This is a genomic window from Streptomyces sp. HUAS MS02, from assembly GCF_055702265.1.
The window spans coordinates 3,089,396-3,114,513 of the sequence record NZ_CM146747.1 but is presented as its reverse complement, the minus strand read 5'-3'; the positions used below and the strand labels follow the sequence as shown (position 1 = coordinate 3,114,513).

Genomic DNA, 25,118 nt, shown 5'->3' with positions numbered 1-25,118 from the left:
CTCATCCGGGGCCCAGGGCGCGTGTGCGGCGCGCCCGTCGCGTCTGAGCCCGCAGGCGTCGCCGTACGTATCGGTCGACCTGGGCCTTACGCGGTGCCCGCCCGCCTCCGAACCGGGAGCGGTCACCCTCAAACCATGTAGACCTAAGGGGTACACACAGTGGCAGCGGAGATTGTCAATCCTCGCACCGACAACGGCGACGGGAGTACGGGCCAGGAAGGCGGCGGGGAGCCCCTCAATTCCCTCGACTCCTTCGACCCGGCGTTCGCCCTGCACCGTGGCGGCAAGATGGCCGTGCAGGCCACCGTGCCGATCCGGGACAAGGACGACCTGTCCCTCGCCTACACGCCCGGCGTGGCGCGGGTGTGCACCGCCATCGCCGAGCAGCCCGACCTGGTCAACGACTACACCTGGAAGTCGTCGGTCGTCGCCGTCGTGACGGACGGTACGGCGGTCCTCGGCCTCGGCGACATCGGCCCCGAGGCGTCCCTCCCCGTGATGGAGGGCAAGGCGATCCTGTTCAAGCAGTTCGGCGGCGTCGACGCGGTGCCGATCGCGCTCGCCTGCACGGACGTCGACGAGATCATCGAGACCGTGGTCCGCCTCGCTCCCTCCTTCGGCGGCGTGAACCTGGAGGACATCTCCGCGCCCCGCTGCTTCGAGATCGAGAAGCGGCTCCAGGAGCGGCTGGACATCCCGGTCTTCCACGACGACCAGCACGGTACGGCCGTCGTGACGCTGGCGGCCCTGCGCAACGCCGCCCGGCTGACCGGCCGGGGGCTCGGCGACCTGCGCGCCGTGATCTCGGGCGCGGGCGCGGCGGGCGTGGCCATCGCCAAGATGCTGCTGGAGGCCGGTCTCGGCGACGTCGCGGTCACCGACCGCAAGGGCATCGTCTCCGTGGACCGCGAGGACCTCACGCCGGTCAAGCGGGAGCTCGCCGAGCTCACCAACCGGGCCGGTCTGTCGGGCTCCCTGGAGGACGCCCTCGCGGGCGCGGACGTCTTCATCGGCGTCTCCGGCGGTACGGTCCCGGAGGAGGCGGTGGCCTCGATGGCCGAGAACGCGTTCGTCTTCGCCATGGCCAACCCCAACCCCGAGGTGCACCCGGACGTCGCCCACAAGTACGCGGCGGTCGTCGCGACCGGGCGCTCCGACTACCCGAACCAGATCAACAACGTCCTCGCCTTCCCGGGGATCTTCGCGGGGGCCCTTCAGGTGCGGGCCTCCCGGATCACCGAGGGGATGAAGATCGCGGCGGCCGAGGCGCTGGCGTCGGTGGTCGGGGACGATCTCGCGGCGGACTACGTCATTCCGTCGCCGTTCGACGAGCGGGTCGCTCCGGCGGTCACCGCGGCGGTCGCGGCGGCGGCGCGGGCGGAGGGCGTGGCTCGGCGCTAGCCCCTTCGGGGTGGCGGCGGTGTTTTCCTCGCCCCCGCCGCCCCTACCCGTCCCTCCTCAAGGGGCTGCGCCCCTTCGACCCCCAGGCGTCCGTCCGGTGGGGGCTTCTCGCGCAGTTCCCCGCGCCCCTGAAGAGCAGGGGCTGCGCCCCGTGCTTTTCAGGCCCGCAGGGGCCTGAATCTTTTGGTTCGCACCGGCCACACGACCTGGCGTCCCGAGTTCGAACGCGGAGGTCGGGGACGGGACGCGTGTCACAGTGGTCCGTGGTTCCATCGGTCCCGGCATCCCCCTATGGTCAGGCGCATGTTCGCTGCCTACGCCGCCCGCATCGACCGTGACCAACCGCTCAACGGACTGGAGTTGGGCGACCGGCCCGCGCCGGAATCGAGGCCCGGCTGGACGACCGTCAAGGTGAAGGCCGCCTCGCTGAACCACCACGACCTGTGGTCTCTGCGCGGGGTCGGCCTCGCGGAGGACAAGCTGCCCATGATCCTCGGCTGTGACGCCGCCGGTGTCGACGAGGACGGCAACGAGGTCGTCCTGCACTCCGTGATCGGCCAGACCGGCCACGGTGTCGGCCCGGACGAACCCCGCTCGATCCTCACCGAGCGCTACCAGGGCACTTTCGCCGAACTCGTCTCCGTCCCCACCTGGAACGTCCTCCCCAAGCCCGCCGAACTCTCCTTCGAAGAGGCCGCCTGTCTGCCCACCGCCTGGCTGACGGCGTACCGCATGCTCTTCACCAACGCCGGTGTACGCCCCGGGGACTCCGTTCTCGTGCAGGGCGCCGGTGGCGGTGTCGCCACCGCCGCGATCGTGCTCGGCAGGGCGGCGGGCCTGCGGGTCTTCGCCACCAGCCGCGACGAGGCCAAGCGGAAGAGGGCCCTGGAACTCGGCGCCGTGGAGGCACTGGAGTCGGGGGCTCGGCTCCCGCACCGTGTGGACGCGGTCATCGAGACCGTCGGCGCCGCCACCTGGTCCCACTCGGTGAAATCCCTGCGCCCCGGCGGCAGCCTCGTCATCTCGGGCGCCACCAGCGGCGACCGGCCCTCCCACGCCGAGCTGACCCGTATCTTCTTCCTCGAACTCAAGGTCGTCGGCTCCACCATGGGGACCAAGGACGAGCTGGAGGACCTGCTCTCCTTCTGCGCCGCGACCGGTGTCCGCCCCGTCATCGACGAGGTGCTGCCCCTGGACCGTGCCCGCGAGGGCTTCGAACGCCTCGCTGCGGGCGACCAGTTCGGCAAGATCGTGCTCACCAACCCCTGACGATTCTCGATATCGCGACGGCCGGCCCGGTCCTCCGGGCCGGCCGTCGTCGTGTCAACCACGGTTGACACGAGGGGTGTGTCAACGTAGGTTGACATCATGACCGAAGCAACGGATCTCGCCGAGCGCGCGGGCGATCGGGACCCCCGGGTCGGGCTACGGGCCGTCGCCGCGCTGCGCAGGCTGCTGGAGCAGCTGGAATCGGTACAGGTGCGCAGCGCGCGCCATCAGGGCTGGTCGTGGCAGGAGATCGCCGCGGAACTCGGAGTCAGCAGGCAGGCCGTCCACAAGAAGTACGGGAGGCATTGATGTTCGAGCGGTTCACGAAGGATGCCCGGGCCGTGGTCCTGGGCGCGGTCGATCACGCGGAACGCGCCCGTGCGGGGGAGGTGACCGAGGAGCATCTGCTGCTCTCCCTGCTGGACCGGAAGGCCAGCCGCGCCTCGTTCGCCCTGGCCGCGCTCGGGCTGGCCGCGGGTGACCGCCGGGACTCCGTGGAGCGGGCGCTCGCCGAGGCCCGACGCCGGGGTGGCCTCTCCCGCGCGGACACGGACGCGCTCTCCGGTCTCGGCATCGACCTCTCGCAGATCGTCTTCCGGGTCGAAGAGGCCCACGGGGTGGGAGCGTTGGAGTCCGGCGGCGGGGGACGGCGGCGCCGTCGCTTGTCGGGACACCGTCCCTTCGCCCGCGAGGCCAAGGACGTCCTGACCCGGTCCCTCCGCGCTGCCCACGCCCACCGCGACCGCCACATCGGCGACGAGCACCTGCTGCTCGCGCTGACCACCCGGCCCGGGGTTCCGGCCGAGGTTCTCGCGGACCACGGGGTGACGTACGAGGCGTTGGAGCGGGTGCTCTATGGGGCGGGGGAGGCCAAGGCGGGGTGACTTGGGTGGGGTGACCGGGGTGGGGTCGCGTCGGATTCAGGGTGTGTCGGGTTCGGGGTGTGTCGGGTTCGGGGTGGGGGTGATGTGCGTCGCGGGGTGTGGGCTCGTCGTGGCTTGTCGCGCAGTTCCCCGCGCCCCTGGAGGGCGGGGCTGCGCCCCTGCCCTCCCGCTATCCCTTCGGTACTCGCAGGGCTGCCCCGATGTGCGCCGCCGCTGTCGACAGGTGGCGGCGGGCGTCGCGGAGTTGGTCCTCTGTCACGCCGTGGTCGCGGGCCGCGTCGCGGATGTCGTCGCGGAAGCGGTCCAGGAGCCGGTCGAGGTCGCGGGACGGGTCGCCGGTGGACGTCTCGTGCACCCAGGCGGGCTCGTAGTCGGCCGGGAAGTCCTCGGGGGTGGTCGAGTATTCGGGCGCCTCACCGCCGGTGGTGGTGCTGGTCCCGGTGCCCTTGGGTGAGGTCGGCCCGGCCCCCGCACCGCGCTCCGGGCCGGCCGTGCCGGGGTCGGGCTCCGCGCCCGTCCGTCCGAAGCCGAAGTCCTTGCCGAACTCCTTGGCGAAGTCCTCCCCGAACTCGCCGAACTCCTTGACCAGTTCCGTCAGGCCCTCGCGCACACCCGTCGGCCAGTCGCCCCGCGTGAAGTGGTCCTGGACATGGTCCTGGACGCGCTTGGCGATGCGCTGCAACTCCTCCTGGGCCTGGGTGCGGGCGCGCTCCTGGGCCTCCTTGGCCTGACGGCGGGCGCGCTGGGCCTCCTCCCGGGCCCGTCGGCTCTCGTCCTTCGCGCGGCGGGCCTGCTCCTTCCATTCCTGCTTGGCTCGGCGCATCTCCTCCTTCGCGGCCCGCCAGGACGCGTTGTCGGTGTACTCCCCGGACTCCCCAGACTCCCCGGGCGTACCGCCCTCCCCGCCCCCCTTGCGAGCCCCGGAGGCCGCCGCCCGCATCTCACGGCGCAGGTCGCCCGCCGCGCCCCGGACATCGGCCCTGATCTCGGCGGCCAGCTCCGCCACCGACTCGCGGATCTCCAGCTCCAGATCGGCCAACTCTCCGCTGCGGTCGGCCAGTTCGGCGCGGCCGGCGTCGGTGATCGCGTACACCTTGCGGCCGCCCTCAGTGGTGTGGGTGACCAGGCCCTCGGCCTCCAGCTTGGCCAGGCGGGGGTAGACGGTGCCGGCCGAGGGCGCGTACAGGCCCTGGAAGCGCTCCTCCAGGAGTCGGATCACCTCGTAGCCGTGGCGCGGCGCCTCGTCCAGCAGCTTCAGCAGATACAGCCGCAGGCGGCCGTGGGCGAAGACGGGAGGCATGTCAGAGCACCTTCTTGTCGGTCGTGCGAGGGGGCGTGCCATCGGTTGCGTCAGTGGTCGCGTCAGCGGTCGTGCCGTCAGGATCGGGGGAGTCGAGGTCGTCCCACGGTCCGTCCTCCGCCGGTGGCCTGCGGAGGAGGGCGATGGAGCCGGAGACTGTCGTGGCCTTGAGGCGGCCGGTGCCCGGGCCGAGGCGGCCGGTGACCTTGTGGGCGCCCCAGAGGCCGCTGACGCGGAGGTCGTCGAAGGCGTTGGAGATCGTGCCGCTGGCCGTGTTGGCCTCGACCTCGGCGTCGGCGGGGTGGGGGAGACGGATGGCGATCTCGCCGGAGACGCTGGTGAGGCCGATGTCGGCGGGGCCGCCCGAGGGGTCGAGGTCGAGGATGATGGCGCCGCTCACCGACTCGGCCTTCACGGTGGGGCAGGAGCCCTCTATGACGGTCAGGTCGCCGGAGACGGAACTGAGCCGTAGATCGCCCGTGAGGGCCTGCGCCTCCACGCTTCCCGAGACCGTCGTGGTGCGCACCGGCCCCGACAGGCCGACCAGTGTCGTGTCACCCGAGACGCCCCTCACCTCCGTACGCCCGCCCAGCCCGGACACGACAGCCGTGGCACCCAGCACGCCGACCTCGACCCGGGTGCCCGTCGGGACGGCGAGCGACACCAGGGCGGTGCGACGCCGGACCTTGCGGTCGAGCCACGTCAGGAAGCCCTTCCGGGGCAGGTCGTCGTAGGCCACGGTCAGGGTGCCGTCCTTCTGGGTGACCGTGAGCGGTGGGCCCTCGATGTCGGACACCTCCAGGCGGGCGGAACCCTCGTCGGTGCCCATGACGTTCACCGTTCCGTTGACGACGCGTACGTGCAGTGCCGTCACCGGCTCGTCGAACGTGAGCTTGCGCGGCTCGGCGACGGACCACTCGGACATGGTGCTGACCTCCTCGACAGACCCCGACTGCGGCGGAAGACCCCAGACACAGACGCGAGCTATCGCGTCTCATGTAATTCACGATATATCGCGGAGAGGGAAAGTCAAGACACCCGTTCTGGTGATCCCGCAGGGATATACCTGGGCAAATCGGCCTAGCGTAGAGGCATGTCGACGGAACGCTCCCAGGGATCCCGTGACCCCCGGCCCGCCCCCGCCCCCGGCGCGCTCCTGCTCTGCCGGGCGGATTCCGACGCCGTCGCCCCCGTCGCCCAGTTGCTGCGCGAACGCATGCTGCTCGTCCCCGCCGGTCCGGAGTGGACCGCGCTCGTGCCGGAGGGAAAGCCCTGGTCGCACGGTGGGGAACTGGTGGACCGGGTGCTCACCGGCTGGGCGACGGCCCTCGCCGTCGGCGTCCCGTGGCCCGTACTGGCCCTGTGGTGGGACGCGGACCGCGGCGGCTACACCCTCGCCGCCGGATTCCGCCGCACCGTCGGCTACGTATGGCTGGCCAACGGCACCCCGGCCGGTGAGAGCGAGGCGATGCGCACCTTCGCCGCCCGCCTGGGCCTGGACGCACAGGCCCTGGACCGGCTCACCGAGCCCGACCCGGCCGCCGACGCCCGCGCCCGCCTGCTGGGTCTGCTCGCCGTCCTCGCCCGCGCCGGAGTGTCACTCCCCGCGGGCCTCACCCCGGGCGAACCCGCCGACCGGCTCCGTGAGGTCGCCCGGGTCCAGCCCGGTGTCCAGCGCATCGAGTGGACGGGCTGGCGCGGGGCCGTCCGCACGGAACTCGACGCCCTCGAACGCGGCCGACTGGGCCCGTGGCTGCCCTGGGCCGGCACCCCCAGAGCGCGCGCCCTGGCCACCGGCCAGCTCCTCGCGGGCCTCCCGCTCACCGGCTGGGGCCTGTACCGCCGCAGCCCCGGCTGGCTCGTCGCCGGCGGCCTCCTGATCGCCCACGGCGCCCTCGGCCTGCTCTACGACCTGGCCCACCCGCGCGACTGAGCCCCGCCGCTCCTGCCGGAGGGAACGGCTACTCGTCCTCGTCCTCGTCGTCCAGCCGTGCCAGCCACGTGGCCAGCCGCTCCACGGGCACCTCGAAGTCCGGGTTCAGATCCACGAACGTCCGCAGCTGCTCGGCGAGCCACTCGAACGTGACCTCCTCCTCGCCACGCCGCTTCTCCAGTTCCTCGATGCCGCGGTCGGTGAAGTACATGGCTCGCTCTCCTGGGTGCGTACGTGGTCGATGTGCAGCTCACAGCGTACGAAATCGCTCGATGCCTCTCCGGCGGGTGAGTCCGCGGCTATGGTGTGCGCCTGACGATTCGTGGGCAACTGCCCTATTTCGTACGCCTGTTCATGGAGTGATGAGATGTCCGAACTGATATCGGTGGTCGGTCAGCTGGCTCCCTGCCTCAGCGCCGCGGCGGCCTCGATGGGGACGGCCGTGCTCGTCACGGCCAGGGACCAGCTGGCGGAGAGCGCGGTACGCGGCGGCCGTACGTTCCTGGCCGCCGCCCTGCGCCGACGGGACGGCGCGGGGGACGAAGAGGTTGCCGGTGCGGAGACGGCCCTCCAACGGCTCGGCGACGAGGATCGGGCTCTGCTGGAAGCGGCCGTGGGGCACTGGCTGGCCGGGAGCGATCTGAGCCCCGCCGCCCTGGAGGCGCAGGTCGTGAAGGCCGCGGGGCTCGGGCGGGGCGGTGACTTCCAGGTGACGGCATACGGGGATCACGCGGTGGCGGTGGGGCGGATCGAGCGCGATTTCCGCATCACGATCGGGGCGGAACCGCGAGCGGCAGATGCCCCAGCCGACTGACAGCGTCCCGAAAAGCGACCACGGGGAGCGCCCCGAGGACCTGCGGCCCGGGGTCTGGGGGCAGGGCCGCTGGGTGACGGCCGTGGGGCAGGTGCTGGGCAACCTCGTGGTCAGCCTGGTCGTCGGTGACGCGCTCAAGGACGCCGCCGAGGGCGTACGGAGCTGGCGCGGGTGGAACTGGCTGCCCTTCCTCGTGGTCCTCGGCCTGGGCGGCACCGCTCTGCTGCGTACACGGGGCTCCTCCGAGCAGTGGCTGTGGGTGTGCCTGATGCTCGGTGTCGCGGTGGCGGCCGCCCTGGTGCGGGTGGCGGGCTTCCGGCGCCCCGCGGCCGCCGCCGCCCTCGCCTCGGCGCTGTCCGTAGCCCTCGCCGTCGGCGCGCTGGTGCGGGCGGAGTACCTACGCGGACATGGTGAGGTCGACGTCGAGGGCCGGACGACGCTCTCGTCCGGCCGCCCGCTGACGGACGGGGAGTCGCTCGCCGTGGTGGTGCGGGGTGGCGTCGCCCGTACCCATCTACGCCTCGTCCTCCGGGTCGCGGAAGGCGACGACAGCACACAGTTCTGCACCCCGGACACCTCTCTCGACGTCGCCCTCGACGGCAGCCGGAACACCGTGACCGATGTCCTCTCCGGCCAGGTGGTCGACCTTCCTCTGGGCGGGACACGGTCGGATGCCCGTGTCCGGGTGACAGTCCGTACGCCCTACGGCTGCCAGATGCGAGTGAACGTCCACAGCGCCGTGCTGCACGGCTGAAGGAGACCGTATGAGCTGGAACACCCGTTGGATCTTCGCTGCCTCGGTGGTTCTCTTCGTCTGCAGCGTGGTCGGCCTCGCGGTGGGCATGCCCGAACAGCGTCCCGCGCTGCTCGGCACCGAACAGCCCAGAGTGGGCATGCACAACGACCTGCCCGGCATCTCCTTCGAGAAGCATTACCAGCGCTTCGGGTTCGATTCCGATGTGCTCCGTGCCGTGATGCACGAGCTGGGGATGGACGAGGACGACGCGACGCTCACCAACGTGTCCTCCGAAGCCCGCGTGTCGAAGCTGGAGAAAAGCCAGCTCGACCTGGTGGTCGCCAGTTTCTCCATCACCCCGCAGCGGATGAAGAGGATCGACTTCGTCGGGCCGTACGCCACCACCTACCAGGGGTTCCTGGTCGGTCCCGAGGGCGAGGCCATCGAAGAACTGGGCGATCTGGGCGGAAAGATCGTGTGCTCCTGGGAGGGCAGCACCTCCGCCGACGTCCTGCAGCAGTTCAAGCTGGCCGACATCGAGGCCCGAACCCTCCGCGACGCCTCCGCGTGTGTCGAGCAGCTCAGGGACGGTCAGGTCGACGCGGTCTTCACCGACCAGATGATCCTCCAGGGCTTCGCCGAACTGCACACCGGCGACGGGCTCCGGGTGGTTCCCGGCCTGACGATCGGCGGGCCTCAGCACTGGGGCATCGGTCTGCCCAAAGGACACCGGACCGACTGCGTGAGGCTCCGTGAAGTCGTCAAGGACTATGTCCGCAGCGACCAGTGGAAGCGTGACTTCGAGGCGTGGCTGCCGGGCATCCCCGAGCAGGACCCGGGCTGGATCAGTGACTACCGGCCGAGTGCTGACGCGATCGACGCCCGTTCCTGTCGGGACGAGATCCCCTGACACCACCGCTGAAAAGCCGAGGCCCGGCCCGAGCGACGTGATACGTCACTCGGGCCGGGCCTCACCATGAACGGCACGACCGGAGGTCAGAGGCTCACGCCTCGAACACCTCACGTACCAGCTGCTCCTGCTCGGCCTGGTGGCGCTTGGCCGAGCCGACCGCCGGGGACGAGCCGTGCGGGCGGGAGATGCGGCGGAGACGCTCGCCGTGGGGGACGTCCGCGCCGACCGCGAGGTCGAGGTGGTCGATCAGGTTGAGGGCGATGAAGGGCCACGCGCCCTGGTTCGCCGGCTCCTCCTGGGCCCACAGGTACTTCTCGGCGTTCGGGTACTTGTTGACCTCCGCCTGGACCTCGGCCCCGGGGAGGGGGTAGAGGCGCTCGATGCGGATGATCGCCGTGTCCGTGACGCCGCGCTTCTGACGCTCGGCCTCCAGGTCGTAGTAGACCTTGCCGGCGCAGAAGACGACCTTCTTGACCGCGTTCGGGTCGACCGAGTTGTCGCCGATGACCGGGCGGAACTCGCCGCTCGTGAACTCCTCCGCCTTCGAGGCGGCGGCCTTCAGGCGCAGCATCGACTTCGGGGTGAAGACGACCAGCGGCTTGTGGTGCGGGTTGTGCACCTGCCACCGCAGGAGGTGGAAGTAGTTCGACGGCAGGGTCGGCATGGCGACCGTCATGTTGTTCTGCGCGCACATCTGGAGGAAGCGCTCCGGGCGGGCGGACGAGTGGTCCGGGCCCTGGCCCTCGTAGCCGTGCGGGAGGAGCAGGGTGACGCCGGACGTCTGGCCCCACTTCTGCTCAGCCGACGAGATGAACTCGTCCACGACCGTCTGGGCGCCGTTGACGAAGTCGCCGAACTGGGCCTCCCACATCACCAGGGACTCGGGACGGGCCAGCGAGTAGCCGTACTCGAAGCCCATCGCCGCGTACTCGGAGAGCAGCGAGTTGTAGACGTTCAGCCGCGCCTGGTCCTCGGAGAGGTACATCAGCGGCGTGAACTCCTCGCCCGTCTCACGGTCGATGATCACCGCGTGACGCTGGCCGAAGGTGCCGCGCTGCGAGTCCTGGCCGGCCAGGCGGACCGGGGTGCCCTCCAGGAGGAGGGAGCCGACCGCGAGGGTCTCGCCCATGCCCCAGTCGATGGTGCCGTCCTCGACCATGGCCGCCCGGCGCTGGAGCTGCGGCAGCAGTCGCGGGTGGGCGGTGATGTGGTCCGGGACGTTGACCTGGGACTCGGCGATGCGCTTGACGGTCTCCGCCGTGATCGCGGTGTTCACCGCGACCGGGAAGCCGTCCTGCGGGTCGTGGACCTCGGCGGACGCCGACTGGGAGGTGGCTTCGCGGACCTCCGTGAAGACCTTCTCCAGCTGGCCCTGGTAGTCCTGCAGCGCCTGCTCGGCCTCTTCCAGGGTGATGTCGCCGCGACCGATCAGGGACTCGGTGTAGAGCTTGCGCACCGAGCGCTTCTTGTCGATCAGGTCGTACATCAGCGGCTGGGTGAAGGCCGGGTTGTCCGACTCGTTGTGACCGCGGCGGCGGTAGCAGATGAGGTCGATCACGACGTCCTTGTTGAACGCCTGACGGAACTCGAAGGCGAGGCGGGCCACACGGACGACGGCCTCGGGGTCGTCGCCGTTCACGTGGAAGATCGGGGCCTCGATCATGCGGGCCACGTCGGTCGCGTACATCGAGGAGCGCGACGACTCGGGAGCCGCCGTGAAGCCGACCTGGTTGTTGATGACGATGTGGACCGTGCCGCCGGTGCGGTAGCCGCGCAGCTGCGACATGTTCAGGGTCTCGGCCACCACGCCCTGGCCCGCGAAGGCCGCGTCGCCGTGCAGGGCCACCGGCAGGACCGTGAAGTCCGTGCCGCCCTTGTTGATGATGTCCTGCTTGGCGCGGGCGACGCCCTCCAGGACCGGGTCCACCGCCTCCAGGTGCGAGGGGTTCGCGACCAGGGAGACCTTGATCTGCTCGCCGTCCAGGCCCGTGAAGGTGCCCTCGGCGCCCAGGTGGTACTTCACGTCGCCGGAGCCGTGCATCGACTTCGGGTCGAGGTTGCCCTCGAACTCGCGGAAGATCTGCGCGTACGACTTGCCGACGATGTTCGCGAGGACGTTCAGCCGGCCGCGGTGGGCCATGCCGATGACGACCTCGTCGAGACGGGACTCCGCCGCCGAGTCGATGACCGCGTCCAGCAGCGGGATGACGGACTCGCCGCCCTCCAGGCTGAAGCGCTTCTGGCCGACGTACTTCGTCTGCAGGAAGGTCTCGAAGGCCTCCGCCGCGTTCAGCCGGCGCAGGATGCGCAGCTGCTCCTCGCGCTCCGGCTTGGTGTGCGGGCGCTCGATGCGGTCCTGGATCCAGCGGCGCTGCTTCGGGTCCTGGATGTGCATGAACTCGATGCCGGTCGTACGGCAGTACGAGTCGCGCAGGACGCCGAGGATGTCGCGGAGCTTCATCAGGGACTTGCCCGAGAAGCCGCCGACCGCGAACTCGCGCTCCAGGTCCCACAGGGTGAGCCCGTGCTCGGTGATGTCCAGGTCGGGGTGCTTGCGCTGGCGGTACTCCAGCGGGTCGGTGTCGGCCATGACGTGGCCGCGGACCCGGTAGGAGTGGATCAGCTCGAAGACGCGCGCGGCCTTGGTGACGTCGTCGTCGTGCGACGCGTCGATGTCCTTGAGCCAGCGGACCGGCTCGTAGGGGATGCGCAGGGCCTCGAAGATGTCGTCGTAGAAGCCGCCCTCGCCGAGGAGGAAGTTCGCGACGATCCGCAGGAACTCGCCGGAGGCGGCGCCCTGGATGACCCGGTGGTCGTACGTCGAGGTCAGGGTCATGACCTTCGAGATACCGAGCTTGTTGAGGGTGTCCTGGGACGTGCCCTGGAACTCGGCCGGGTAGTCCATGGAGCCGACGCCCATGATGACCGACTGGCCGGGCATCAGACGCGGGACCGAGTGGACGGTGCCGAGGCCGCCGGGGTTGGTCAGGGAGACCGTGACACCGGTGAAGTCGTCCATCGTCAGCTTGCCGTCACGGGCGCGGCGGACGATGTCCTCGTAGGCCTGCCAGAACTCGAAGAAGTTCAGCGTCTCGGCCTTCTTGATGCCCGCGACGACCAGCTGACGGTCGCCGTTGGGCTTCACCAGGTCGATGGCGAGGCCGAAGTTGACGTGCGGCGGCTTGACGAGGGTGGGCTTCCCGTCCTTCTCCGCGTAGTGCCAGTTCATCGACGGCATCGTCTTGATGGCCTGCACCATCGCGTAGCCGATCAGGTGCGTGAAGGAGATCTTCCCGCCCCGGGCGCGCTTGAGGTGGTTGTTGATGACGATGCGGTTGTCGAACAGCAGCTTCACCGGGACGGCGCGCACGGACGTGGCCGTGGGCAGTTCCAGGGAGGCGTTCATGTTCTTCGCGACGGCGGCGGCGGGGCCGCGCAGCGTGATCAGCTCCGGGCCCTCGGCGGCGGCAGCGGCGGGCGCGGCCTGCTTCGCCGGGGCGGCGGCCGCGGGCTTGGCCGGCGCGGGCGCGGCGGCCGCGGGCTTCGCGGGGGCCGGGGCCGGGGCGGCTGCCGCGGGCTTCGGGGCGGGGGTGGCCGGGGCGGCGGGTGCGGCCTGGGCCGGGGCGGCGGGGGCCGCGGGTGTGGTGGTCGCTGCGGGCCCCGTGGCCGCAGAGCTCGCCGGAGCCGGGGCGGCAGCTGCGCCTGGCTTGTAGTCGGCGAAGAAGTCCCACCAGGCTCGGTCTACCGAATTCGGGTCCTGGAGGTACTGCTGATAGATCTCGTCGACGAGCCACTCGTTCGGACCGAAGGCCGCGGCGGGGTTCTTACCCGCTTGGTCTGCGTCGGTCGAGATGCTCGAGTTACTGGGGGACTGTGGCGACACGGCGGCAACCGCCCTCTTCCGCTTCACAAGGTGATGGACAGCGGGAATTAAGGCTACGCCCCCCTGGCCGGGAAGGTCAGGCCGAGTCCGCTCTTCGTCGCGTAAGTCACATCGGAAAGCGTGTTTCGGGGGTGGAAATGGCGGGAAACAATCGTGGTTCCGGTCTGGAATGGGTGTGGGGGGTGGGTGCCGGGCATGCCTCGGGTGGGGCCTGCGGGGATGTGCACGCGGCCCTCTGCTCGAACGCACCTGATCACACGTGTCCGGCTGGGCGGATCTGCCATGGATCTTGTGGCTCCGGTTCGAACTTTACGTCAACTTGGGAGAGAAGTAAGCCCCGGGAGGATGAGCGAAATCTGGCAAGGGTGGGGGGATTCAGCCAGGTGCAATGTGGGTATCGCGGGATTTTTCCGCCCCCGCCGCCCCTACCCGTCCCATCCTGTCCCTGGGGGCTGCGCCCCCAGACCCCCCTGGGTGGGTGGGGGCGGCGAGGATGGTGGGGGCAGCGGGGCGGTGGGGGCAGCGGGGGTGCGTTGTCGGGTGCGGGTCCGGTGGGGCTTCTCGCGCAGTTCCCCGCGCCCCTGGGAGCGTGGGGCTTCTCGGGCGGTGCGCCGCGGCCCTGGGAGCCTGTGGCTTCTCGGGCGGATCGCCTCGTCTCTGGAAGCGGCGGCTTCCCCGGCTCAGGACCCCTGCCGCCTGGGAAGGCTGCGGTCTGCTGTGGCCTAGACGCTTGCCGCGCTCTGTGGTTTCGGGGGGATCCCGGGGAGGATCACCTGGATACGGCAGCCCTTCGGGGACTCTGCTACTCCGATTCGGCCGCCGTGGAGGTCGACCGCCCAGCGGGCGATGGCCAGGCCCAGGCCCGTGCCGCCGTCGCTGCCGGGGCCGTGGGGGGAGCTGACGGCGCCGCGGTTGAAGCGTTCGAAGACGCGGTGCCACTCGGATTCGGGGATGCCGGGGCCCTCGTCCAGGACCTCCAGCTCCAGCGACTCGGCGGTGGGACCGCGCCGGGCCTTCACCGTCACGCGGCCGTGTGCCGGGCTGTGCTTGACCGCGTTGTCGATGAGGTTCGCCACGACCTGGTGGATGCGCTCCGGGTCGGCGTTCGCGGTGAGCTCCGGCGGGTGCACGTCCAGGTGCAGGTGCACGTCCGTACGCGTGTGCTTGCCCGAGTCCGAGGCGACGCCGCCGCGGGCCGAGGAGACCATCTGGGCCTCCTTGAGGACACCCGAGAGGTACGGCCAGACCTCGAAGCGTCGGCGGCGCAGCGGGACCACGCCGTTGTCCAGGCGGGACAGGTCCAGGAGGGTCTCCACGAGACGGCCGAGGCGTTCGGTCTGCTTCAGGGCCGTGCGCATCGTCTCGGGGTCGGCCTGGGTGACGCCGTCGACGATGTTCTCCAGGACCGCGCGCAGGCCGGCGATGGGCGTACGGAGTTCGTGGGAGACGTTCGCCACGAGCTCCTTGCGCTGGCGGTCCTGGGCCTCCAGCTCGTCCGCCATGAGATTGATCGTGTGGGCCAGGTCGCCCAGCTCGTCCCGGCGGTTCTCACGGACCCGGCGGGTGTAGTCGCCGCGCGAGATGGACCGGGCGACCGCGTTCATCTCGTCCAGTGGCGAGGTGAGCGAATGCGCCACGAACTGCGTTATCAGGAGTGTGGCGATCATCGAGAACACCGTGATGAAGCGGAGCTCCGTCTTGGTGTGCACCGCGATCATCGACAGACCGGTGGTGATCAGGACCGAGATGACGACGAGAGCGCCCAGCTTCGTCTTGATCGAGAAGGGGCGCACCCCGCCGAGCGGGCTCGCGCCCTTCCGCGACTGCGCGCCACCGGGACCCCGGTTCCGGGACCTCGGGTCACCGACTCCGCTCATCACGCCATCAGCCCCTTGTGCCTACGTGCCTGCGTGCCTACGTGTGCCCTGCGCACACGGAACGGCGGGCACGGGTCAGGGAGTCGGGGTCTCCAGGGCGTACCCCACACCGTGCACCGTGCGGATCCGCTCCGCGCCGATCTTCCGCCGCAGCGCCTTGATGTGGCTGTCCACGGTCCGCGTCCCGGACGCGTCCGCCCAGTCCCACACCTCGGCGAGCAGCTGCTCGCGCGAGAGTACGGCACGCGGGGTGTTCGCGAGACATACGAGCAGGTCGAACTCGGTGGGCGTGAGGTGCACGTCCTCGCTGCGCACCCGCACACGGCGCTGCGCGTGGTCGATCTCCAGCTCGCCGAGGCGCAGGATGCCCGAGCGCGGCGTGGTGGCTGCCAGCGCGGCCCGCTCCACCCGGCGCAGCAGGACGTGCACGCGGGCGGCCAGCTCCCGCATGGAGAACGGCTTGGTCATGTAGTCGTCGGCGCCGACGCCGAGCCCGACCAGCATGTCCGTCTCGTCGTCCCGGGCGGTGAGCATCAGCACGGGGACGGGCCGCTGGGCCTGGACGCGCCTGCACACCTCCAGGCCGTCGAAGCCGGGCAGCATGATGTCGAGGATCAGCAGATCGGGCTGCCAGGCCTCCGCGGTGTCCACCGCGGCCGGTCCGTCGGACGCGGTCTGGACGACGAAACCCTCGGCGCGCAGGCGGGCCGCGATGGCGTCGACGATCGTCGCGTCGTCCTCGACCACGAGGACCCGGCGCTGCGCGCCCGGCGTCGCCGTGGTGTTGCTGTGGGTGGTGTGTGTCTGCTCCATCGCCCGCCCCTGTGTTGCTTTCCGGAATCCGTGGGGTGATCCCTTGACTACGCATGGCTGCGCATGACTGCGATTGACGCTTGAATGATCGGCGTCAGGCAAGCAGGGTACGGGCAGTCGCCGCACCAGGGCTATCCAGGTCGGACCGCGAGGTGCACCACGTCCGGAACTCCTCGGGCAACCGGGATCTCTTCGGTACGCACCTGTTGGAACCCGGCATTCCCCAAGGTTTCCTCGAATTCCGCAGATGGCCGCGCCGACCACACGGCAAGGACTCCACCTGGCCTCAACACCCTTGCGCAGCTTGTCAGTCCGTTCGGCGAGTAGAGGCTGTCGTTGCTCTCGGAGACGGTCCAGTCGGGCCCGTTGTCGATGTCCAGGCAGAGCGCGTCGAACGTGGCGGATGTCTCATCGAGGTACTTGACGAGGTCGGCTTCCACGATCTCCGTACGGGGATCCGCGAGCGCTCCGGCGGACACCTCGGCCAGCGGACCGGAGCGGTGCCATGCGATGACGGAGGGTTCGCGTTCGACAACTGTGATCGGCCCCCAGCGCGGATCCGCGGCGGCGTGGGCGAGCGAGAAGCCGACGCCCAGACCGCCGATGAGCACACTTGGCCGAGAACGATCCGTCAGCGCGGCGAGGGCCGCGTCGACCAGCAGTCGCTCCGAGCGGCCGTCCGAGGTGTCCATCAGGAAGCACCCGTTGGCGATGATCTGCAACAGCTCTCCGTGCCGTCGCAGCACGACCTCGCCGTAGGGGCCCTCGTGACGGTCGATGACTTCGGGTTCGTCGGTGATGGGCATCCACCCATCCTTACGTGCTCCCCGTGCCGGGGCAGCCGAATTACGACGGCACGGCGACGCCCCGTCCGTTCGCTGTCAGAGCGTCAGGCCGTGGCCGTAGGGGAAGAGCGGGGGCCCGGTGTCGTCGGGGGCCGCATGGTGGAAGGGCTCGGCGGTCGTCAGGGAGTGCGGTAGTGCGAAGGGCAGCCGGCCCTCCGCGCGGGCCCGGCCGAAGGCCACGTCGAGCAGGGCCGTGTCCGAGGCCCCGTAGTCGGCGACGAGCGCGGCGGCCTTCGCGGCGATCTCCGGGAGCGCGGCGGGCCGTTGCAGGTTGACGCAGACCAGGGTGGGCACCGCCGCCAGCAGCGCCAGGGTCTCCTTCAGCCGCTCCTCGTACGGCGTGCCCAGCCGCAGCACGGCCACGTCCGCGTGGGCCGGGTCGGCCACGACGTTGCCGTACAGGGACGCCGTCTGCGCGCCCACTCCTTCGACGTACAGGTTCGGGCGGTCGGTGAGCGGGAGGAGGGAGTGGTTGGTCAGGACGGTGAGTGAGCGGCGCTGGGCGGCCTCGCCGAGGGCGGTGAACTCGCCGGCGCCGACGGTCTCCTCGGCGCGGTCCGGGTCGACGTACCGCCTCTCGAAGAGGCCGAGGACGAACTTCTCACGCAGGAGGCGGCGTACGGAGGCGTCGATCCGTTCCTCGGGGATCCGGCCGGACCGCACCAGTTCGACGATCAACTCGGGGCACTGTTCCCCGTGTTCGCCGCCGAACTGGTCGGCGCCCGCGTCCAGGGCCTTCGCGGCGCGTTCGGCGACGGTGAGGTGTTCGAGGCCCCAGGCGCGGGTGCGGTGCGTGTCGCCGTCGGCGGGGGCGTGGGTCAGCAGGCCCCGGTCGGTCCGGACGACGCCGTCGAAGCCGTGGCGTTCGCGCGGCAGGCCGGTCAGGGCGTCCCGGTCCAGGCCGAGGCTGATCTCCGCACAGCCGTCCGCACCGGTCCGCCGGCCGTGGTGCGGCATCATCTGCGAGCACCCGGCCTCGACGGCCGCCCGGACGGGCGCGAGGCGGTGGTCGTGCGTGCCGCCGGGACGGACCCGACCCCCGCCGTGCGCGAAATGCGGTTCCCCGTCGTGCTGTTGAGGACCGCCGGGGCAGTACGCGACCACGGCGGCGACCGAGCGCGGGCCGAGCCGGGGGCCCTGGAGGCCGCGTACGTACGCCCTGAACAGCGCGCACGTGACGTCGGCGGGTGAGCCGCGATGGTTGGACCGGTGGGACCGGCCGGCCCGGTGGGGCCCGCCGGCGAGGTCGATCCGGGGGTGCAGGGCCACGCGGAGGCCGAGGGCGAGGTACTCGCGGCGGACGGTGTCGCCGAACTTCTCCACCAGTTCCGGTTCTCCGATCGCCGCCAGGCCCAGGGGATCGGGCCAGGTCGAGAAGGCCGCGGCGCCGAAGGGGGCGCCCGCCCTGGCGGTGAACGAGTGGCGCGGGCCGGTGGACAGAGTGACCGGGATGCCCAGGCGGGTGTCGGCGGCGAGGGCCTGGAGGCGGTTGACCCATTCCGCCGTCTCCCGCGTCCCGTGGCGGCCGACGAGGTGGAAGTGGGTCAGCCGGCTGTCCACGACCAGTTCCGTGGTGCCCTGCCGGAGGGACGGTCCGTCGCTCGCCTCGGTGAGTGTCCCGTCGCCGTTCATCGTCAGCGTCGTGTGGAAGAGCTGACCAGCCTTCTCCGCGAGGGTCATCCGGGCCAGCAGGTCCTCCACCCGCTCGTCGACGGGGCGGCTCGGGTCACGGTACGGGGCTGTGGACATCCGGAGTTCCTTGTACGGGTGTCGGTGTCGTCGGCAGGCCCATTCAGGGAATCAGCGAAACCGGGCGCGGACCAGATAGGGACCAAGTGGCCACTCTCACGCGGCAGATGGCTTGAAAGAACGGGTGATTGACTCGTGTAACCGCCGGTTCGCGTGAGGGGGGCCGAGCCGTGGAGGTGTCGGCTTGCTGTGAATCGCCGTTCCAGTGGCGGGGATCACAGACAACGGCGTACCGGTCCGTCGAAGGTGAGGTGAAACGGAAGGAGCGCCTCACCTTGGATGCCGCCGAGACTGTGGAGACCGCGGGGCCCGTCCTCGACGGCATTCCGCGGCAGCCGACGGCGACACCCGGGCGGGAGCCGGTGGCGTACGCGGAGCCAGTGACGCACGTGGAGTCGGTGGCGTACGCGGTGGAAGCCGAGGTGTGTGCGGCGCGATCCGAGGCGTGCGCGGTGGAGCTCGGCGCGGGGCCCGAGACGCGTGCCGGGGCTGCGTCCGACCAGGGCCGGCGCACCCCGTTCCCGCGCCCCTGGCGGTTGCTCCCCACCCCCGTCGGCACGCCCTTCACCTTCTTCTACGCCACCGTCCTCGTGCTGACCTCGCTGGTCGCCGCGTATGCCGACCCCGCCCTGGTGCGCGCCCTGCACCAGGGCTCCAGTACGGACGTGGCGCATCTGGTGCACTCCCCGGTGCTGGTCCTGGTCGCGAGCGCGCTGTGGGTCGCGGGCGGGGTCGGCTCCGTGTACTTCTTCGCCTTCCTGCTGGTGCTGACCGCGTTGGAACGCCGTGTCGGCGGGTGGCGCACGGCCGGCGTCTTCCTGCTGGGCCATGTCCTCGCCACCCTCGCGACGGAGGTCCCCGTGGGCCTCGCCGTCCTGGTCGGCCACCTCCCCGACAGCTCCCTCCACCGCCTCGACTACGGCATCAGCTTCGGGGTGGCGGCGAGCGCGGGCGCGTCGGCGGGCCTGCTGCCGCCGTGGCTCAGGTGGCCGCTCCTGCTGGGTTTCGGCGGCATGCTGCTGGACGACCTGATCGCGTTCGCGGACCCGATGGCCAACTGGGGGCATCTGCTGGCCCTGGCGATCGGGGTGGCGATGTGGCCGGTGGTACGGGAGTGGAACCGCCCGTCAGTCGCGGCCGGTGAACTTCGCGCTCGTCAGTGGGGCCGTCACCGTCCAGCCCAGTGACGCGTAGAGGGCTCGGCCGTCCGGTGTGCCGGCCAGCACCCCCGTCTCCGCCCCGTGTTCGAGGGCGGCCTGGGCGAGGGTGTCCATGACGAAGGTGCCGAGGCCGCGGCGGCGGTGGGCCGGGGACGTCTCTATCTGGTCGGCGACCGCTGTCGCTCCGGTCGGCACGATCTGACCGCGGGCCGCCAGGGAACCGTCCGGCGCCGCGACCATCACCCGGATCACGCCGCCGCGCGACCAGGTGCGCAGCCGGTAGCCGTCGGGCAGGGAGGGTGCCGGGGTCTCGCGGGGCCTCAGTCGTACGGTCATCAGAAAGCCGGGGTCGGGGTCGATCCACCAGCCCTCGCCGAGCCAGGGGCCCACCGTCGACGCGTCCGTGAAGACCTTGAGCCAGGTGCCGGCCCCGGTGACGGCGTCGGCGACCTTCCGGACCGTCTTCTCCTCCACCTCGTCGTTCGTGGCCGACAGCACGTGGCGGGTGACGTGGTGGGCCAGGCCCATGTCGACGGTGAAGCCCCAGGGCTCGACCACCGGCGGCGCCGCTCCCCGGGACACGACCCATCCGTCGACCCATGCCCGCACTGTTCCGTCCATCCTTCCGTCCACCCTGACCCCCGTGTGTCGTAATGGTTGAGATTGTCGACAGGGTATTACGTTGAGTGGCGGTGCAAGCGAGGGGCCGTGCATCGCCTTGAACGCTGCCGGGCCTGTTGATTGGCTGGCCGGCATGACTGATCTTGGGCCTGTCGTCTGGCCGCCCGTCCCGATCCGGACCGAGAGGCTCGTGCTCCGTGAGTCCGAGGCCCGGGACCGTGCGGTGTTCGTCGAGTTGCACGCCTCGCCGGAGGTGCACACCTACCTCGGCGGGCCCCGGCCGCGGGACGAACTGGAGTGCGAGATGCCCGCGGTGCCCGGGCGGGGGCCTGGGTGTTTCGTCGTCGAGCTCGACGGGACGATGATCGGGCAGATCCTGCTCAGGAGGGCGCCGGAGCACCGTCGCCCGGCTGCCGAGGGGAAGGTCGATCTCGGCTACCTGTTCCTGCCGCGGGTGTGGGGATTCGGGTATGCCGCTGAAGCGTGCGCGGCGGCGCTCGACTGGGTCGACGGCTTCCTTCCCGGCGAGCCGGTGGTACTCGCCACCCAGACCGCCAACGTCGCCTCGATGCGCCTCGCGGCGAAGCTGGGGTTCACCGAGGTGGAGCGGTTCCGTGCCTGGGGCGCCGAGCAGTGGCTCGGGCAGCGCGGGGGCCGCCCGGCGGGACGCGGGTCGTGATCGCCCACAGCGAACGGATGGCCGCTCGGGGAACATTCCCCGGCTCATCTGCATTGAGTCGGCATAGCTCAACTTGACTGCCGAGGGAGAGATCATGGCATCGACGTCCGCACCGCTCACCCTGCCCGTGCTGCCGCTCGACGAAGAGGTCGTGCTGCCGGGAATGGTGGTGCCGCTGGACCTCAATGACACCGATGTACGGGCCGCTGTGGAGGCCGCGCAGGCGGCCGCGCGGGCCGAACCGGGCAAGCCGAAGGTGCTCCTGGTGCCGCGTATCGACGGCGCCTACGCGAGCATCGGCGTGCTCGGGACCGTCGAACAGGTCGGACGGCTGGCGGACGGCGACCCCGGGGCGCTCATCCGCGCGCTGCGCCGGGTGCGGATCGGGGCCGGGACCACCGGGCCCGGTGCCGCCCTGTGGGTCGAGGGGACGCGGATCGACGACGGCGTGCCGGAGCCGCTGCCCGGACAGGTCGCCGAACTCGTCAAGGAGTACAAGGCACTTGCCACCAGCTGGCTGCGCAAGCGCGGCGCCTGGCAGGTCGTGGACCGGGTGCAGGCCATCGACGACGTCTCCGCGCTCGCCGACAACTCCGGCTACTCGCCCTTCCTCACCCTCGAACAGAAGATCCAGCTCCTGGAGACCACCGACGGGGTCGCCCGGCTGAAGCTCGCCACCCAGCTGCTCCGCGACCACCTCGCCGAGCAGGACGTCGCCGAGACCATCGCCAAGGACGTCCAGGAGGGCGTCGACAAGCAGCAGCGCGAGTTCCTGCTGCGCCGCCAGCTCGAAGCCGTCCGCAAGGAACTGCGTGAGCTGAACGGCGAGAAGGACGGCGAGGAGTCCGACGACTACCGGGCCCGCGTCGAGGCCGCCGACCTGCCGGAGGCGGTACGGGAGGCCGCGCTCAAGGAGGTCGACAAGCTGGAGCGGTCCAGCGACCAGTCGCCCGAGGGCGGGTGGATCCGGACCTGGCTCGACACCGTCCTGGAACTCCCCTGGAACGAGCGGACCGAGGACGCCTACGACATCCAGGGCGCGCAGCGCGTCCTCGACTCCGAGCACGCCGGGCTGGAGGATGTCAAGGAGCGCATCACCGAGTACCTCGCGGTGCGCAAGCGGCGGGCCGAGCGGGGCCTCGGTGTCGTCGGCGGGCGGCGCGGCGGTGCCGTGCTGGCGCTCGTCGGGCCGCCCGGCGTCGGCAAGACCAGCCTCGGCGAGTCCGTCGCGCACGCCATGGGACGGAAGTTCGTCCGGGTCGCGCTCGGCGGTGTGCGCGACGAGGCCGAGATCCGCGGACACCGGCGTACGTACGTCGGCGCGCTCCCCGGCCGTATCGTCCGCGCCATCAAGGAGGCCGGGTCCATGAACCCGGTCGTCCTGCTCGACGAGATCGACAAGGTGGGCTCCGACTTCCGGGGCGACCCGGCGGCCGCGCTGCTCGAAGTCCTCGACCCCGCGCAGAACCACACCTTCCGGGACCACTACCTGGAGGTCGAGCTGGACCTGAGCGACGTCGTCTTCCTCGCCACCGCCAACGTGCTGGAGGCGATCCCCGAGGCCCTGCTCGACCGGATGGAACTCGTCCGGCTCGACGGCTACACGGAGGACGAGAAGGTCGTCATCGCCCGGGACCACCTGCTGCCCCGGCAGCTGGAGCGGGCCGGGCTCGACGCCGACGAGGTCGTGCTCGACGAGAGCGCGCTGCGCAAGCTCGCCGGTGAGTACACGCGCGAGGCGGGCGTACGGAACCTGGAGCGGTCGGTGGCGCGGCTGCTGCGCAAGGTCGCGGCCCAGCACGAACTGGGCCGGCGCGAGCTGCCGTTCACCGTCACCGACGCGGATCTGCGCGGGCTCATCGGCCGACCGCACCATGTGCCCGAGTCGGCCCAGGACCCGGCGGAGCGGCGTACGGCGGTGCCGGGTGTCGCGACCGGGCTCGCGGTCACCGGTGCGGGCGGCGACGTGCTCTACGTCGAGGCGTCGCTGGCCGACCCGGAGACGGGCGCGGCGGGACTGACCCTCACCGGCCAGCTGGGCGACGTGATGAAGGAGTCCGCGCAGATCGCGCTCTCCTTCCTGCGCTCGCACGGCGCGGAGCTGGAGCTGCCCGTCGCCGACCTCAAGGACCGGGGCGTGCACATCCACTTCCCGGCGGGCGCGGTCCCCAAGGACGGCCCCAGCGCCGGTGTCACCATGACGACGGCCCTCGCCTCGCTGCTGTCCGGGCGGCTGGTCCGTACGGATGTGGCGATGACGGGTGAGGTGTCGCTGACCGGGCGGGTGCTGCCGATCGGCGGGGTGAAGCAGAAGCTGCTCGCCGCGCATCGGGCCGGTGTCACCACCGTCGTCATTCCCAAGCGGAACGAGGCGGACCTCGACGATGTGCCCGCCGAGGTGCTGGAGAAGCTCGACGTGCACGCGGTGACCGATGTCCGCCAGGTGCTGGAGCTGGCGCTGGCCCCGGCGGTGGTGGATTCGGAGGTACCTGTGGCGGCGTGACCCTCCGGGTGGGGGCGGGGTGGGCGTCGTTCTACGGGTGCGGCCCGCCCCCACCGGGCCCGCGGGCGGCCTGGGCGGTGTCCACCCCTCACCTGCGAAATACTGACCGCAGGTACCCGGAATCGGAAAGCAGGAGCGCTGACGTGCACGACGAGGGCGGAAACGGCGACGGCGGCGAAAGCGGCGGCGGGGCCGACAGCGGTGTCGGGGCCGGCCTGCCGGCGGTGGGCATGGACCAGGCGTTCCTGGCGCTGGAGCGCGAGTTGACGGTCCTGCTGCGTCGCGCCCGCGCCAAGTCCGGCGAGATGGCCCGGGCCGTCCACCCCGATCTGGAGTCCGCCGCCTACGGCCTCCTCGCCCGCCTCGACGAGACGGGCCGGCTGCGCGCCACCGAACTCGCCGCCTACATCGGCGTCGGCAAGGCCACCATGTCCCGGCAGCTCCGCGCCCTGGAACACCTCGGCCTCATCGCCCGCGAACCCGACCCCGCCGACGGCCGCGCCTGGCTCGTCCACCTCACGGACGAGGGCCGGGCCCGCTTCCGGGCGGTCCGGGACGCCCGGCGGGGGGCGTATGTACGACAGCTCGCGGGCTGGGACCGGGACGAGGTGGCCCAACTCGCGCATCTGCTGCACCAGCTGAACCGAGGCGTGGAGAACTGAACCGAGGCGGGGAGAGGTGAGCGGCCGTGGGGTTCACCACTCGACGAACACGACGCTCGCGTCGTCGTGTCTCTTGGCGCGGCCCAGGAACTCCCGCTCCACGTCGACGGCTTCCAGCTCCCGCACCCGCTGCACCAGCCCCCGCGCCCCCGTCTTGCGGACCAGGGTGAGGCAGTCCGCCCAGTCGCCCTCGCGGAACGTCTCCACCCAGCGGCCCGCCCCGTCCGTCAACGCGGCCAGCGCGCGGACCTCCTCGCGGGGGACGGTTCCCGTCACCGCCCGCGCGGCCACGGCGGGATCGGCGGCCGCCGTCCAGAACCCGCCCTCCTTGTTCCGCACGGTCGAGTCCGCGATCGCGGCCGTCGCCAACGAGGCCCGGGGCAGCAGGGAGAGGCGGTCGTCCAGGACGGCCGTCACGGTGCCGTCCGGCCGCTCGAACAGCAGGGCCGAGTCCGACAACACCAGGTACTCCACGGCCGTCCGCGACCAGCGGGCGACAACCACCGTGGCCTGTGGGGTTCGTGGGTGAGAAAGGTCACAGGTTTGGGCGTGGGCTCGGGCGGTACGAGAAATGGCCTGTGAGAGCACGTCGGGCAACGGCGAATCCCGCTCCGAAACGGACAGTTCGGTCAGGGAGCCGCCGAGGCGGGAAACGAACCATGCGACCGAATGTCGACAGCCGTAGCCGTCGGGCGGCGGAGTCACCCCGTCGAGGACGACGAGGGCGCCGCCCGTTCCCCCCGCGGGCAGGGCCACCGACGCGAAGTCCTCGTTGGGGCGAAGGGGATCGCCGGGTTCCGAGACGAGTTCCGTGCGCATTCGGCCAGTCTGCACGAGCCCGCCACAAGATCCGTGAAAGACCGACAATGGTCGCCGTACGACCCGGACCCTCCAGGTGGGCCGCCGGGTTTGGCATGGAATGATCGTGAGCGGTGAAGCGCGGCGGCGAATACTGTCAAAGCGCGTCGCCGACGTCCAACCGGCCTGCCGCAGGGGGCATCGGCACGAGCCGGAGGAACTTGCCCGCCAACTCCCCGGGGATGTTCACTCCTTCGGGTGGCGGGACTGATGATGCG

Annotated in this window: 22 protein-coding genes; 12 read left to right on the top strand and 10 right to left on the bottom strand. The window is 71.1% G+C overall.

Going from position 1 to position 25,118, the window contains the following annotated elements:
- The first annotated feature begins 159 nt into the window (after positions 1 to 159).
- From ACZ9QC_RS13110 to ACZ9QC_RS13095, 4 genes are all read left to right on the top strand, one after another.
- On the top strand, positions 160 to 1,401 hold the full coding sequence (locus ACZ9QC_RS13110; protein ID WP_472920311.1) for an NAD(P)-dependent malic enzyme: 1,242 nt from the start codon (positions 160 to 162) through the stop codon (positions 1,399 to 1,401).
- Between the two features lie 303 nt (positions 1,402 to 1,704).
- Positions 1,705 to 2,670: a zinc-binding dehydrogenase gene (locus ACZ9QC_RS13105; RefSeq protein ID WP_472920310.1), complete on the top strand. Its 966-nt coding sequence runs from the start codon at positions 1,705 to 1,707 to the stop codon at positions 2,668 to 2,670.
- 99 nt (positions 2,671 to 2,769) lie between these two features.
- Positions 2,770 to 2,979 (top strand): helix-turn-helix domain-containing protein, encoded by a 210-nt coding sequence (locus ACZ9QC_RS13100; protein ID WP_013000766.1) that lies wholly within the window; start codon positions 2,770 to 2,772, stop codon positions 2,977 to 2,979.
- Positions 2,979 to 3,554, top strand: coding sequence for a Clp protease N-terminal domain-containing protein (locus ACZ9QC_RS13095; protein WP_472920309.1), 576 nt, complete (start codon positions 2,979 to 2,981; stop codon positions 3,552 to 3,554). Before ACZ9QC_RS13100 ends, ACZ9QC_RS13095 begins: the two co-directional genes overlap by 1 nt.
- 169 nt (positions 3,555 to 3,723) lie before the next feature.
- Here ACZ9QC_RS13095 and ACZ9QC_RS13090 read toward each other — a convergent pair whose 3' ends face one another.
- Positions 3,724 to 4,854, bottom strand: a complete 1,131-nt coding sequence (locus ACZ9QC_RS13090; protein WP_472920308.1) for a PadR family transcriptional regulator — start codon at positions 4,852 to 4,854, stop codon at positions 3,724 to 3,726.
- Position 4,855: 1 nt separating this feature from the next.
- Positions 4,856 to 5,779 carry a DUF4097 family beta strand repeat-containing protein gene (locus ACZ9QC_RS13085; protein ID WP_472920307.1) on the bottom strand — a complete coding sequence of 308 codons (924 nt, stop codon included), beginning with the start codon at positions 5,777 to 5,779 and terminating at the stop codon, positions 4,856 to 4,858.
- Between the two features lie 168 nt (positions 5,780 to 5,947).
- Between ACZ9QC_RS13085 and ACZ9QC_RS13080 the strand changes: the two genes are divergently transcribed.
- Positions 5,948 to 6,787 (top strand): hypothetical protein, encoded by an 840-nt coding sequence (locus tag ACZ9QC_RS13080; RefSeq protein WP_472920306.1) that lies wholly within the window; start codon positions 5,948 to 5,950, stop codon positions 6,785 to 6,787.
- Between the two features lie 28 nt (positions 6,788 to 6,815).
- Here the strand turns inward: ACZ9QC_RS13080 and ACZ9QC_RS13075 are convergent, their stop codons facing one another.
- The gene (locus tag ACZ9QC_RS13075) at positions 6,816 to 6,998 is read right to left on the bottom strand and encodes a DUF6104 family protein (protein ID WP_003961784.1); all 183 of its coding nucleotides are present in this window, start codon (positions 6,996 to 6,998) and stop codon (positions 6,816 to 6,818) included.
- A gap of 156 nt (positions 6,999 to 7,154) precedes the next feature.
- Here ACZ9QC_RS13075 and ACZ9QC_RS13070 point away from each other — a divergent pair, with 156 nt between their 5' ends.
- From ACZ9QC_RS13070 to ACZ9QC_RS13060, 3 genes are read left to right on the top strand one after another with little or no spacing between them, the layout of a single operon-like run.
- Positions 7,155 to 7,601 carry a hypothetical protein gene (locus ACZ9QC_RS13070; protein WP_472920305.1) on the top strand — a complete coding sequence of 149 codons (447 nt, stop codon included), beginning with the start codon at positions 7,155 to 7,157 and terminating at the stop codon, positions 7,599 to 7,601.
- Positions 7,585 to 8,355: a hypothetical protein gene (locus ACZ9QC_RS13065; RefSeq protein ID WP_472920304.1), complete on the top strand. Its 771-nt coding sequence runs from the start codon at positions 7,585 to 7,587 to the stop codon at positions 8,353 to 8,355. Before ACZ9QC_RS13070 ends, ACZ9QC_RS13065 begins: the two co-directional genes overlap by 17 nt.
- A gap of 10 nt (positions 8,356 to 8,365) precedes the next feature.
- On the top strand, positions 8,366 to 9,247 hold the full coding sequence (locus ACZ9QC_RS13060; RefSeq protein WP_472920303.1) for a transporter substrate-binding domain-containing protein: 882 nt from the start codon (positions 8,366 to 8,368) through the stop codon (positions 9,245 to 9,247).
- 94 nt (positions 9,248 to 9,341) lie between these two features.
- On the opposite strand, the gene ACZ9QC_RS13055 is transcribed toward ACZ9QC_RS13060, so the two are convergent.
- The 5 genes from ACZ9QC_RS13055 to ACZ9QC_RS13035 form a co-directional block, all read right to left on the bottom strand.
- Positions 9,342 to 13,133 (bottom strand): multifunctional oxoglutarate decarboxylase/oxoglutarate dehydrogenase thiamine pyrophosphate-binding subunit/dihydrolipoyllysine-residue succinyltransferase subunit, encoded by a 3,792-nt coding sequence (locus tag ACZ9QC_RS13055; RefSeq protein ID WP_472920302.1) that lies wholly within the window; start codon positions 13,131 to 13,133, stop codon positions 9,342 to 9,344.
- Between the two features lie 722 nt (positions 13,134 to 13,855).
- Positions 13,856 to 15,010 carry a HAMP domain-containing sensor histidine kinase gene (locus tag ACZ9QC_RS13050; protein ID WP_472920301.1) on the bottom strand — a complete coding sequence of 385 codons (1,155 nt, stop codon included), beginning with the start codon at positions 15,008 to 15,010 and terminating at the stop codon, positions 13,856 to 13,858.
- A gap of 75 nt (positions 15,011 to 15,085) precedes the next feature.
- Positions 15,086 to 15,823, bottom strand: coding sequence for a response regulator transcription factor (locus tag ACZ9QC_RS13045; RefSeq protein ID WP_184899333.1), 738 nt, complete (start codon positions 15,821 to 15,823; stop codon positions 15,086 to 15,088).
- A gap of 131 nt (positions 15,824 to 15,954) precedes the next feature.
- A complete protein-coding gene (locus ACZ9QC_RS13040) occupies positions 15,955 to 16,629 on the bottom strand; it encodes a spermine/spermidine synthase domain-containing protein (RefSeq protein WP_472920300.1) in 675 nt (224 codons plus the stop codon).
- A 75-nt stretch (positions 16,630 to 16,704) separates the two neighbouring features.
- Positions 16,705 to 18,417: a glycoside hydrolase family 3 protein gene (locus ACZ9QC_RS13035; RefSeq protein ID WP_472920299.1), complete on the bottom strand. Its 1,713-nt coding sequence runs from the start codon at positions 18,415 to 18,417 to the stop codon at positions 16,705 to 16,707.
- Between the two features lie 275 nt (positions 18,418 to 18,692).
- On the opposite strand from ACZ9QC_RS13035, the gene ACZ9QC_RS13030 reads away from it, so the two are divergent.
- Positions 18,693 to 19,604, top strand: a complete 912-nt coding sequence (locus ACZ9QC_RS13030; protein WP_472920298.1) for a rhomboid-like protein — start codon at positions 18,693 to 18,695, stop codon at positions 19,602 to 19,604.
- Here the strand turns inward: ACZ9QC_RS13030 and ACZ9QC_RS13025 are convergent.
- Positions 19,545 to 20,198 (bottom strand): GNAT family N-acetyltransferase, encoded by a 654-nt coding sequence (locus ACZ9QC_RS13025; RefSeq protein WP_472920297.1) that lies wholly within the window; start codon positions 20,196 to 20,198, stop codon positions 19,545 to 19,547. The two genes, ACZ9QC_RS13030 and ACZ9QC_RS13025, sit on opposite strands and share 60 nt — an antisense overlap.
- A gap of 133 nt (positions 20,199 to 20,331) precedes the next feature.
- On the opposite strand from ACZ9QC_RS13025, the gene ACZ9QC_RS13020 reads away from it, so the two are divergent.
- The 3 genes from ACZ9QC_RS13020 to ACZ9QC_RS13010 all read left to right on the top strand — a co-directional run bounded on the left by ACZ9QC_RS13020 (position 20,332) and on the right by ACZ9QC_RS13010 (position 24,042).
- A complete protein-coding gene (locus ACZ9QC_RS13020) occupies positions 20,332 to 20,877 on the top strand; it encodes a GNAT family N-acetyltransferase (protein WP_472920296.1) in 546 nt (181 codons plus the stop codon).
- 94 nt (positions 20,878 to 20,971) lie between these two features.
- The gene (gene lon / locus ACZ9QC_RS13015; RefSeq protein ID WP_472920295.1) at positions 20,972 to 23,380 is read left to right on the top strand and encodes an endopeptidase La; all 2,409 of its coding nucleotides are present in this window, start codon (positions 20,972 to 20,974) and stop codon (positions 23,378 to 23,380) included.
- A gap of 143 nt (positions 23,381 to 23,523) precedes the next feature.
- Positions 23,524 to 24,042 carry a MarR family winged helix-turn-helix transcriptional regulator gene (locus ACZ9QC_RS13010; RefSeq protein ID WP_472920294.1) on the top strand — a complete coding sequence of 173 codons (519 nt, stop codon included), beginning with the start codon at positions 23,524 to 23,526 and terminating at the stop codon, positions 24,040 to 24,042.
- A gap of 33 nt (positions 24,043 to 24,075) precedes the next feature.
- Here ACZ9QC_RS13010 and ACZ9QC_RS13005 read toward each other — a convergent pair whose 3' ends face one another.
- Positions 24,076 to 24,861: a protein phosphatase 2C domain-containing protein gene (locus tag ACZ9QC_RS13005; RefSeq protein ID WP_472920293.1), complete on the bottom strand. Its 786-nt coding sequence runs from the start codon at positions 24,859 to 24,861 to the stop codon at positions 24,076 to 24,078.
- Positions 24,862 to 25,118: the final 257 nt, after the last annotated feature.